The sequence below is a fragment of the Moorena sp. genome, assembly GCF_982860115.1.
Map to the genome: position 1 here is coordinate 1 of NZ_CEYLVT010000236.1, position 11,588 is coordinate 11,588.

Consider the following 11,588-nt stretch of genomic DNA (forward strand, 5'->3'; position numbering starts at 1 on the left):
GTGGTTGATTAAAACTATCTATGCAGTTGGATTGGTGAAAATTGCTTCAACTGCTGGGAATTACAACAACACGAGTCGCGCTCATTAAACCCAACACCTAAAACCTAACACCTAACACCTGCCTAGGTTTGAGCTTTGTTGTCACCCCTTGATAAAATTATTTTATACCTAGGTTTTAGGGAGTAGGTAGCAGGGATTGTCAAAAAATTTTGTGGACTTCATAATTATGAAAATTGCTAGATATCCAAACACTGATAAATATAGCAATTATCCTAATCATATGCGCTACGCGCACGCTGCGCGAACAGCCGTCAGCCGTGAGCTTTTAGCTCACGCTGCGCGAACAGCCTATGCGCTACTTGAGGTGCTTTTAAATAAAATAAGCTGACCCCTGAATGCTTACACCCTGAATTCTAACGTCCGTAGTCTTTTCGGTTGTACACAACCTGAACCCTAAAAGGAATTTCTATTTACAGCCGCCTTGGACAATAAGGTGAACTTCCATGGGAAATGGTTCCATCTGGACAGAAAGTTACAATCCATCTGTCTGTTTGAATCACCAAAGGTTCAAAAAAAATTCCCCCAGCAGTTTTCCTAGCTTCACTGTCGGTAACTTCTAGCAATTTTTTCGATTCTGCAAAAAGTTCAGGAGAAGTAGGCTGTAAGTCAGAAATATTGATAGTAGACATTGGAAATCTCCTTTGTGATTTAATTAACTTGAAAAAAAAGTATTGGCTAAAAACCTTACCCCAAGCCGGTTTTAGCCTGGTTTTCACACCATCATCCCTATTTATAGCGTTTCTATTACTCATGAGGTACACATTATTTTTTACCTCTTAGCTGCTCCCTGCTCCCTGCTCCCTAAAAACCATAAATTTGTACCTCATGGGTAAAAGACTTGCTATATGTTGTTGGGAAAATCGTGTGTTCCCTTGTACCCAATAAAAATTCCACCATCCTTAGAAAGACTGGATTTCGTGGAAATAGTCAGATGATCTACTGCCCATCCAACTGCATTCTTTACCCAATCCCACAAGGCACCTCCTTGAATGTTGACTTGCTCATATTCTGTTAGTTCTTGGCAGTGAGATTCTGCTAACAATAACTCACTGGAAATAGATTTGAGATCGGAAATTTTAATGTTAGCCATTTGTAATTTTCTCCTAGCTCAATTTTTACAAATTTTTGAGATCTATCTAGCCCGAATAGCTCTAAATTTGAGCTCAGGGGGTGACAAGCTAATTGAAAATATTACAGGGGTTAGGTTTTAGGGGTTAGGTTTTAGGGAAGATTGCCCTTGCGGGATGGATTGATTAAAACTATCATTGACGAAGTCTTGTGAAAATTGGTTCAATTGCTGGGAAATACAAATGACTCATCGCCCTCATTTTACCCAACACCTAAAACCTAACACCTAACACCTATCTAGGTTTGAGCTTTGTTGTCACCCCGTGATCAATTTTCAACTCTAGTTTAGAGCTATTAAGAAGAAGCCTGTGGAAACAGTGACGATTTTTCGTTATTGATAACTTACCCGAAAAAGTCAGGTATTAGATGGTGCATCTCAAGGCATGAAATTAGCCAAAAATTACCACAATTACCCCGCCGCCTGCCCACACCTTCCTTCTTTTTTACAAATATGAGATGCACCCGGTATTATAGGGCTTGGTTGATAGTGCTACATAGCTTGCTTGATTAAACTCCTAAGAAACAGATTTGGTAGGTTTGTCTTAGGAGTAAATATTCAGTCTATAATTTCTCTGGTGATACCAGCAGCTACTCCCACACAAGGTTGTGAACTTCGCACCGCAGCCGCTGCTGCTTGACCTATCCAATAGGTCCAAACTATTCCACCATAAACTGCGAGTTCATTTTCAGACAAATCGATCAGGTAGCTTTCAGAATCAGCAAACAAGTCAACACCAGCAGGTTTGATGTCAAGAATGGTGATGTTAGCCATTTGATTTTTCTCCAATGAATCTGTGTTTTTGAATCAGAATCAATTAGTACAGCAGTTTTCAGGGAAAAAATCCTGTCTACCTGATAGTTATAAAAAATGCTGTCTAGTGTTTATTGAATTGAAAAAACACTATATATAGTACTCAGAGAATTAGATGCGTTTTCCCTGCTTTTTCAGCATAGTTAATTGAATTAACTCTGTCTATAGTTTTTTTAGTTAATTGGTGCTAAAACCAAAACAGTTTTGTCATAAAATTTAGAGAGTGCTGGCAACTATATAAACCTCTTAGCCACCTCTTTATACATCATAATGACTCTAAAAGTTACATAGTTTAAACCCCAGTATAATCCTATATTGATATGCTCTATAATTTACCGAATCAACTAAAACAGTTATGTCCACAAAACTAGTGAAGCTGATAAAAACCATAAAAAATAGCCCAAGACTACTCTTGGACTACAAGACTAAGATTAGGTTCTACCAGTAATTGGGTAAGGCACTTTCGTCCTAGGTTGATACAGTCAACAATTTCCCTATTGTGATTAAATTAACAAAGGAACTGCCTCGGCTCCGATCGTATCCAGTTCGCCAGGTTCGACGGGGATGACCTCAAACCCAGCATCCAGAATTCCAGAGTAGTTTGCGATCGCTTCCAAGGCATTGGAGCAGGGAGTAGGGAGTAGGGAACAAAAATTAATTGTGATAATTTTTAATCTCTGTTTGAATCATACTTGAATTACTTGAGTTTGTTGAGTTTTTGGCTAATTTATTGATGTCATCATTCACCTTTTTTTATTAACCCTAAAACTCCCCAAAAAAAACTTTTTAAAAACCCTTGACAACTATAATTATAATCATTACAATAATCATTGTAAACAAAATTCAATTCTGAGTTATGTCACAACAATTCAGCCAAAACTTCACGAAAAAACCTGCTCAACACACTCTCAAAGGTTCTCGTGAATCAGTCATATATAGTATGCAGATGCTTTACTCCCTAGGCTATGCAGAAATTGCGGAATGGACCCCTCTGGAACCTACTGATGTTCCAGGGGAAGTTATCACTACAATAACCAAGTATTGGTTGTTGCCATAACACCTTAAACGTTTGGGGGGGTTTCCCCCCTTGCTAAGGTTTTGGTCTGGTTTTGTAGCGCGGCCTTTGGCCAATCTGATCAGAGCAGGTTAGGTTTGCTAATTTTGTGACATAAGGAATTGAAATAGCCGTGGATAATATTTCTACGGCTATTTTTTTTGTTTTGGGACTTATGGAAACCATAAAAAATAGCCCAAGACTACTCTTGGACTAAAAGACTAAGATTATTTTCTACCAGTTCGACTAAGGGGAGACGAGTTTCTATGAGATTGCTCACGAATACATCCAGGATACTGAATTACCAAGCTCTGGAGGATATCGGGGAATCGTTAAGCGTCAGGAGTTTAAGCCCGAAATTTCTGCTGCTGTTGTTGCTGCTGAGCCGCCACAGTTGCTTAAGCCGATTGTGAGTTCTCAGGGAGTGCATCTGATTTTGGTTGAGGAGATTGTTAAATCGGAATTGGATGGGAAGTTGCGTTCTGAGATTATGTCTGATTTGTTTAGTGCTTGCTTGAAGGTACAGATTGGGGAAGTTGAAGTTTTTAAGGAAATGGACACTAATTACCTAAATGTGAATCCGCGCTAACAAACACAATAAGGCAGGTTTTATTGAGAACTATACCCCGTTAATTTACAATATTTTTTTACCATTAAATCCAAGCAATCCTAACTTGATTACTAGATTTACGTTGCTGAATTAAAGTATGAATTTAGTATGGTTTTGGTAAAGCCCCCTAACTATCAGTACTTTGGGAGACTTTAAAAGTGCATAATCATACCCAAAATTAGCAATGTCCTCTACTGAGTATCACTATTTTAATGCACACCTAGTAGCGATAAAAATGGTTTTGGTAGGTATTCCCATGTAACCGCATCAGAAGCAATTTCTTGCTTTACCAACTTCGACTCTCGAAGGTTAAGGTCATCACATACAGTAACCAAATCTACAACTGTTGCATACCACAGCAATGGTGTATGGGCGCGTCCCTCAGCCAAGAAATGGGATGCTCTTTCTAGAAAAATCGAAACATCGTTATTTACAAATGCTTGTTTGATCCTGAACCAGGCGTGAGAACGGGGGTTGCAGTGGTTATTACCATCTGCTTGTAACTGTATACGATTGGGGACAACTGCAAACAAATCACGAGCAATATCGCGGTTTTTACCGGCTAAGGCAAGAGCGACTTGTTCGCTTATTTGTGCAAAGAACATTGCGGTAAGTTCTGGTGGTACAAGATTCAAAAACTTAGATTCCCAAGAACCTGGGAGTGATAAAACTTCTAATGCTCCTTCGAGGTAATTTAAAAGTTGGGAAGCAAGGTCAATAGCCTGCTCTAAGCAATGGTTACGTACGTCGATACGCACAATATGAAGTGCTATTTGCAGGCGATGTAGACAAAGAAGCTCGTACCCATATTTTTCCTCCAAAAGCACATCGATAGCTAACCCCTCAAACAGTCTACTACGAGCTTGTATAAAATCACCCTGCCGATAATTAAGGTAAGCTTCTGCTACCTGGTGAAAAGACTGGCAAATCAAACTACCTTCAGTTGAGAGTGTATCTGATTGGAGAGGGGTGTATGCCTTTGCAAAGAGCTGTTCAGCCATCTGGAGTTGTCCGCGACGGCTAGCAACTAGAGCTTGATGAAGAGCATCCTGACACCAACGCATCAGGAAAATGTCTGTGACTGGTAAGCGAACCTCTATAAGCTTGAAAAGGTTTTGGTTCAAGGAACTGTCAAGATTCCTCGGTGACTGCTGTATGGGTTTTTTGGAACCCCGTTGGCAATTTTTGAGAGCAGTTTCGATAAGTTTGCTGTATGAATTAGACATCGGAGAGCAAAAAATTAGATTAAAAATGTTCTGTTTGATTCAGCGGACAGTAAACATTTATCAGTCAGTACAAGGAGACATATGATGGACTCGGGAGTGTCTCATCATCATCAAGTAGTAATGAAATAAGCTAAAACGCAGATTTTATAATCAACTAGATAGAAGAACTAGTTAATTATACTTTTATTGATGATAAATTACTCTTATTAATTCGGTTAAAAATTATAGATATAAATTCTTTAAATTAAGCATTATTTTACCATATCAATTAATCTAAAAGCGATACAATAAATTCACTTTAATTTCAAATCTAGCAGTCCAACGGGCTATATATATCTTCGGAATTTTTATTGAGATAGGGACGCTGCAAACTAACTCCAAACATGGCAAAGTGCTTCAGAATAGATGCCATGCGATCTTGTGGAGAGACATTTCCTTTTTGCCAAGCTTCCAGCAATCCAAGAGCAATAATTTGAGAGCGGTTCATCCCAAAATTTTCTTGGGGAAAAAATTTGCAATCTGGTTCCTCTGCTAAACCCAATCCAGGAGCAAGCAATTTAGTAAATAGAGGTATTTTTATGCCAAAATAAAGTATATTTTTTGTATATAGTTTTTTAATAAGTTGCCATACTGCTTGATAGTTTTTTCTATTGAAGTAGAGAATACCTGAGTCGTAGCGTCCATAATCAGAAGGGTTGTATAGTACTTTGAAGGAAAAGGGAATTGTAATTTCGTTCAGTTGCTGAGTAATTTCATTCATCAACGCAACAGCGCCTTCGGAACTGAAGTTAAAATAAATTCCTACAGTTGTCGAATCATCGGCTGAATTTCCGGGAATTACTCCTCCAAGATTACTCATTGCCACATAGAAGCCATTTTGCAGCAAATTGCGGGGCAAACGAATGGACACCTCCTCACCTATAGTTGCAGAGTGTTCTGCTGGTTGCAAATGGCGATCTCGTTCAACATGTAGGGTTAAAGCATCTTTTTTCACTGCCAGAGTGCCATCATTCTCTTGTCTGAGTATATGCCAACCTGGGTTAAAATAGCCTTGCCCAACATTACTTTCGTGCAATCGCAGCACAAATTCCGTATTAACCTCTAACCATGTATTATTTTCTAGGTTTTGGTGAAGTGAAAAATTAGCTGAATTGACATCTAGTGTTAGGGAAGTTCGCAATGATCCATTATAGTAAATGTCATAGACAAAGCTTTGCAGTTGCTTATTAAGATATTTACTTTGAAGGTTCAATGGCATTTTTTGAAAACGCCCTACCAACTGATTAGGAATTTCTAAGGGTTTATAGTCTGGATGGCCAATAGAGAAGTAGGAATTGATTTGAACTTTATTGACAATATCTTTCAGAGTGAATAATAACTCATTGGGAATACAATCTAAATCTTGATTTGTAGCAGAATCTAGTAGTAACATAATTATTTTTTTTTGACTAAATATTTAAAAACTTATAATAATTTTACTGAGTTATTTACACAGATGCTTTACCAAAAACCGTGGACATTGATTGTTCTGGAGAACATAACAAAGTCTTGGCAACCTGAAGCATACAAATACCAAGATTTCCAAAGGTTTTTTGGTACTGAATCATTGCCTGAATTTGGTGAATCAAGCCCAAACCAGAATATTGAACCACTCGGCATAAAAAGTCGGGACGATGGTCTAAAATGTCGGGAAAGTTATCGACATAAGCATTAGTTAGACCTGTAAGAGAAGGTTGAATTTGCTCCAGAGGTATTGCTGCAAGGCGCAAAGAATCTTCAATATCTATTGCTGTATTGATAACCAAGCTACTTAGCCAAATTTGCAGGTACCCAGCGATGAGCATTCCCAAATCAAAGGCAGGATCTCCCCAACCAGCACGTTTCCAATCTATTAAGCGAATGATACCATTAGTAGCAAGTTCGTTTTTTAAGAGGGCTTGCTCCCAATCAACATGCAATAAAATATTCTTCAGCTTAAGGTCGTTGTGCGTCAGACAACACGGACAAAAAGCAGTCGCCAGTTCAGCTATTGCCTGCCCAAGAGTATCATAGCGCTGATATAGAACAAAGAATTTTAAACCTTCAGCAGGAAACAGACTAAAAACTTCAGGGTCAATCCGTTTTAACTCGTGAAAAGTGTTGAAAGCATTTTGAACAGGTACAGATTTAGAAGCTTGAGAAAAAAACTCCTGGTATTCCTGACATTTAAAAGTTTGGCGATGAATTTGACCTATAATACTTCCTACTAAGCTAGCGATCGCACTCGGAAAGAGATTTTCTTTGATGTATAAATCTGTCAAATCACGATAGTCATTAAGGTAGTTAACAATAAGAATCGAATGACTAGCATTAAAATGGATGATCTCCGGTAATAATATTTTAATTTTGCTGAGTGCTGTAAATCTCTTTACCAATTCTTGGATTTTCCATTCATTCAAAAAATAGCCATTATTTTTACCTTCATGATTGCGAGTTTCTTGTTTAAATAAAAGTTTACGCCCGTCTGAAAAGCTCACTAATAAATTATTTTTTTGAGCAGATTTTACTTCAATTTTGCTAAATTGTAGTTCTTCTTGTTTACAAATTTTGTTCCTATCTAAATACTCTAAAACATTTTTATTATTTAACACTAATTCCATAGGAATAATCTCCTAAAAATGTTGCTATTAAACTTCCGTTCGTATTTTGATTATATTGACAATCGCTAATACCTAAAAAATCTAAGTATTTATAGTCAATGAACTGGCCAAGCTACTCAGATTCTACATACTATTTGGAATCTTAACAAATGAAGTGCGGAATGTGGGATAAAAAGAAGTGCTAAATTAATTAGCACTTCTTTTTATCATGAGACTTTAGGCTTTTATCTGAGGGCGTAACAAGTCGCCTGCAAGCTTTATTTGCTAAGGGTTTCAGTTGATAAGTCTTTGATAATATGGAGCCAGCGATGGCCATCCCAATTGAACTTGACCAAGGAAACAATTAGCTTTCAAGACTTGGCGTAAGCAAATAGAGGCGTTAATTAACCTGTCAATCGACCCCATCTTTTTTGGAATAGCATGGCTCAAAAGCTTACCCCAAGCTGTTTTTCTAGTGCTTGGAAATCCTAGGCTTTTCTAGTAATACAGCAGAGGAATCCTGAATTGCATCCCGACTTAGCATCCAAGGCAGCTGCAACACTACCACCCATAATATCAAGTTCGCTGTCAGTTAAATCGGTTAGAAAAGTTTGAGAATCTGCAAACAATTCAGTCCCAGCAGGTTTGATGTCTTTAATTTTGATGTCAGCCATTGTAGTTTTCTCCAATAATTAATATGTGTTTTTTACCAGGAATAAATTAGTATTTTTTTATTCCTGTTTGAATCCTAAATTAACCTGTCAATCGACCCCGTCTTTTTTGGAATAGCATGGCTCAAAAGCTTACTTATCCCAAGCTGTTTTTCTAGTGCTTGGAAATCCTAGGCTTTTCTAGTAATACAGCAGAGTAATCCTGAATTACATCCCGAACCAGCAGCTAAATGGAGACCACCCATAATATCAAGTTCGCTGTCAGTTAAATCGGTTAGAAAATTTTGAGAATCTGCAAACAATTCAGTCCCAGCAGGTTTGATGTCATTAACTTTTATTTTAGCCATTTGAGTTTTTCTCCAATAATTAATGTTTGGTGTTTTTGAGGAATAAATTATTAGTTTTTTTGTTCCTGTTTTAATCATAGTCAAATTAATTTATCATGTCTAGAGTATTAATCTTAAAAAAGTAATAGTTTTGTCTAAACAATAAAAGCAATTTGATAGTCTAAACCTAGAATTAAGTTATGAAAGGCTAATTATTTAACTATTAATGATATTTCCCAGTAGTTTTAGAATTAACTTCTCTCTAATTTCGTTAATAAACTAAACTAGTTATGTCTATCCAACTAGTGGAACTGAGAAAAAGCATAAAAAATAGCCCAAGACTCTTCTTGGACTAAAAGACTAAAATTATTTTCTACTTAGGTTTTAGGGAGCTAAGGCCGTGGGCCACGCTTTCGGCAAAGCCGAAAGCGAACGGAGCAGGGAGAGGGGAAGTAGTAAAAAATCCTGTGTCCCTAACTCGTAATGATAATTGCTAGATATCTAAACACTGATAAATATCTTCAGAATTGGCATTCAGATAAACACGCTGTAAGTCAATCCCCAGCCTAGAAAATTGTCCAAGGATAGCTTTCATCCTGCCGTCAGTGGAATCATCCCCTTGATGCCAAGCGTCTAACAACCCATTGGCCACAATCTGACAGCGATTCATGCCAAAGCTTTCCTGTTCAGCAAATTTTTGGTCTGGTTCTTCTGCTAACCCCAATCCTGGTGCTAGCTCCATGGTAAATAATGGAACCTCTGGCTGAAAATGGGATTGGTGCTCTGTATAAACAGTCTTTAAAACTCCCTCAACAGCTTCATAGTGACACTTATCAAAGTAGAGTACCCCCGAATCGTGCCGTTCGTAGTCCTTGGGATTGTACAAAACTTTAAAGTGGAACGGAATTTCGATTTCGTTCAGCTGTTGGGTTAAGCTACCCATTACGGCAACTGCACCGTCAGGAGTAAAGTTGAAGTAAATTCGCACAGTGACTGACTGGTCTGTTTGCAGACGATGTGCTTCTAGATTGCCAACGGCCATATAAAAGCCATTTTGCACCAAATTCTTAGGCATACGGATTGCTACTGAATCCCCCACGGTGGCAGATTGCTGGGATCCTGGCAGATGCTGCTCCCGTTCAATATGCAGCCTCAATCCTCCCTTAGTGACAGCCAAAGTGCCATCACTTTCTTCTCTGAGAACAGACCAACCAGGTTCAAAGTAGCCTTTGCCACTATTGCTGTCGTGCAGTCGCTGATAAAATCCTACATCTACTCCCAGGATGGTATTGTTTTCCAGGTCTAGTGGCGCAGCTTCAGTATCTGCTTCCGGTGCGAGAGCATTTCGCATTGAGCCGTTGTAATAAATACCATAGAGAAAACTCCGCAGTTGCAGACTGATATATTTTTGCTGCATATCTTCGGGCATCCGTTGAAAACGTTCCACAGCTTCGGCTGGAATTTCCAACGGTTTGTAATCTGAATGGTGAATCGAGAAGTCTGATTGGATTTTTACTTTGTTAACAATATCGTTTAGAACGTCTAGTAATTCCTGATTGGCGATGGGGGATGGTTGAATTGCTGTAGAATCAAGTAGTTGGATCATAGTTTGGTCGGGAGTCGGGAGTAGGGAGTCGGGAGTCGGGAGTCGGGAGTAGGGAGTAGGGAGTAGTAGGAAAGACTTCTGAAGAGTTTTTGATGTTATTGGAAATGCTATATAGCGTTGATCGCAGTTATGAGATACAGTCTTCTTTGACACTGATTCCCTCAAAACCCTCTTTACTATTGCTAGCATGCCTATTGCCTTTTGCCTTAAAGGGATAAGCAATGTCGCTCAAACGTCGCTGAGAATTGCTATATCTTAAACAGTGGAAGGACTGAGTTGGATTAATTCAGCAATAGCAGGGCCAAAAATCGTGGGCATGGATTGTTCTGGACGACACAATAAGGTCTTGGCAACCTGGAGCATGGCAATCCCGGCATTACCAAAGGATTTTTGGTACTCAATCATCGCCCGAATCCGTTGAATCAAACCAAAACCGGTAAATTGCACTACTGTCCGCAAGAAATCAGGTCGGTGTTCTAAAATTTCTGGAAAGGTTTCAAAATACCCTTTGGTTAGGGCAGCAATGGAAGGCTGGAGCTGTTCCAAGGGGGTCATGGCTAAACCTAGGGATTCTTCAATACTTAAAGATTTACTGATCACCAGGCTACTCAGCCAGATTTGGACATAGCTGCTGATCAGTGTTCCTAAATCAAACCCAGGGTCTCCCCAACTACAGCGCTCCCAATCAATTAACCTGACCATGCTGGTACTCTCATGCTCCCAATCGTGGTGCAGAAGGATATTATTTAGCTTTAGGTCATTGTGGGTCAGACAGCAGGGGGCAAAAGCATTGCCTAGTTGTGCGATCGCTTGCCCTAAACTATCGTATCGTTGATAAAGGGCAAAGAATTTCAGCCCGTCAGCAGGTACCGAACCAAAAATCTCCGGACCAATTCGTTCTAAACCATTAACTAATCTAGGCACTTGCTCAGTGGTTTGATTATCGGTTTCGGTACAGAAAAAATCTTGATAGTCTTTACGATTAAATGTATGATGATGGATTTTTCCTAAAAGGGTGCCGATGGTGGTAGCAACCTCTGGAGGAAAGATATTTTCTTTGGCGTAGAAATCCATTAAATCCCGATAGTCATCGAGATAGCGGAAAACCATAATGGAATTCTCACCATCAAAATGCAACACCTCTGGTATCAAAGAGCGGAGGTTAGCAAGTTCTGGAAATTGCTGTAAGAATTCTTGAATTCGCCATTCATTCAAAAACTCACCAGCGGCTTTCCCTTCCTGGTTATGTCGCTCCTGCTTTACGAGCAGCTTATTACCATCTGGAAAGGTCAGCAATAAGTTAAAGTTCTTGGCTTCCAGTGGCTCAATTTTACTGAGATCTTGCTCGGAAGGATTGCATAAACCACGAGGAGCTAGATAGTCAAAAACATTATGAGAGTTTAATATGAATGTCATAATTAGAGAATCGGGAATCGGGAATCGGGAATCGGGAATCGGGAATCGGAACCCACCCCTAA

Annotated in this window: 11 protein-coding genes and 1 pseudogene; 2 read left to right on the forward strand and 10 right to left on the reverse strand. The window is 39.0% G+C overall.

Annotation, left to right across the window (positions count from 1 at the left end):
• Positions 1–470 precede the first annotated feature (470 nt).
• The 3 genes from AC4II3_RS27285 to AC4II3_RS27295 all read right to left on the reverse strand — a co-directional run bounded on the left by AC4II3_RS27285 (position 471) and on the right by AC4II3_RS27295 (position 1,960).
• On the reverse strand, positions 471–689 hold the full coding sequence (locus AC4II3_RS27285; RefSeq protein WP_488013924.1) for a hypothetical protein: 219 nt from the start codon (positions 687–689) through the stop codon (positions 471–473).
• A 212-nt stretch (positions 690–901) separates the two neighbouring features.
• Entirely contained in the window at positions 902–1,150 is a 249-nt protein-coding gene (locus AC4II3_RS27290; protein WP_488013926.1) for a hypothetical protein, read from the reverse strand.
• A gap of 594 nt (positions 1,151–1,744) precedes the next feature.
• A complete protein-coding gene (locus AC4II3_RS27295) occupies positions 1,745–1,960 on the reverse strand; it encodes a hypothetical protein (protein WP_488013928.1) in 216 nt (71 codons plus the stop codon).
• An 895-nt stretch (positions 1,961–2,855) separates the two neighbouring features.
• Between AC4II3_RS27295 and AC4II3_RS27300 the strand changes: the two genes are divergently transcribed.
• Positions 2,856–3,056, forward strand: a complete 201-nt coding sequence (locus tag AC4II3_RS27300; RefSeq protein WP_488013930.1) for a hypothetical protein — start codon at positions 2,856–2,858, stop codon at positions 3,054–3,056.
• Between the two features lie 259 nt (positions 3,057–3,315).
• Positions 3,316–3,642, forward strand: a pseudogene (locus AC4II3_RS27305) (peptidylprolyl isomerase); the annotation flags it as partial.
• Positions 3,643–3,872: 230 nt separating this feature from the next.
• Here AC4II3_RS27305 and AC4II3_RS27310 read toward each other — a convergent pair.
• The 7 genes from AC4II3_RS27310 to AC4II3_RS27340 form a co-directional block, all read right to left on the reverse strand.
• On the reverse strand, positions 3,873–4,889 hold the full coding sequence (locus AC4II3_RS27310; protein ID WP_488013932.1) for a hypothetical protein: 1,017 nt from the start codon (positions 4,887–4,889) through the stop codon (positions 3,873–3,875).
• A 310-nt stretch (positions 4,890–5,199) separates the two neighbouring features.
• Positions 5,200–6,321, reverse strand: a complete 1,122-nt coding sequence (locus tag AC4II3_RS27315) for a T3SS effector HopA1 family protein (RefSeq protein ID WP_488013934.1) — start codon at positions 6,319–6,321, stop codon at positions 5,200–5,202.
• A gap of 55 nt (positions 6,322–6,376) precedes the next feature.
• The gene (locus AC4II3_RS27320) at positions 6,377–7,528 is read right to left on the reverse strand and encodes a phosphotransferase family protein (RefSeq protein ID WP_488013936.1); all 1,152 of its coding nucleotides are present in this window, start codon (positions 7,526–7,528) and stop codon (positions 6,377–6,379) included.
• Positions 7,529–7,995: 467 nt separating this feature from the next.
• Positions 7,996–8,181, reverse strand: coding sequence for a hypothetical protein (locus AC4II3_RS27325; protein ID WP_488029453.1), 186 nt, complete (start codon positions 8,179–8,181; stop codon positions 7,996–7,998).
• Between the two features lie 167 nt (positions 8,182–8,348).
• Positions 8,349–8,603 carry a hypothetical protein gene (locus AC4II3_RS27330; RefSeq protein ID WP_488013938.1) on the reverse strand — a complete coding sequence of 85 codons (255 nt, stop codon included), beginning with the start codon at positions 8,601–8,603 and terminating at the stop codon, positions 8,349–8,351.
• A 394-nt stretch (positions 8,604–8,997) separates the two neighbouring features.
• On the reverse strand, positions 8,998–10,110 hold the full coding sequence (locus AC4II3_RS27335; protein ID WP_488013940.1) for a T3SS effector HopA1 family protein: 1,113 nt from the start codon (positions 10,108–10,110) through the stop codon (positions 8,998–9,000).
• Between the two features lie 255 nt (positions 10,111–10,365).
• Positions 10,366–11,526 carry a phosphotransferase family protein gene (locus AC4II3_RS27340; protein ID WP_488013942.1) on the reverse strand — a complete coding sequence of 387 codons (1,161 nt, stop codon included), beginning with the start codon at positions 11,524–11,526 and terminating at the stop codon, positions 10,366–10,368.
• Between the last annotated feature and the right edge of the window lie 62 nt (positions 11,527–11,588).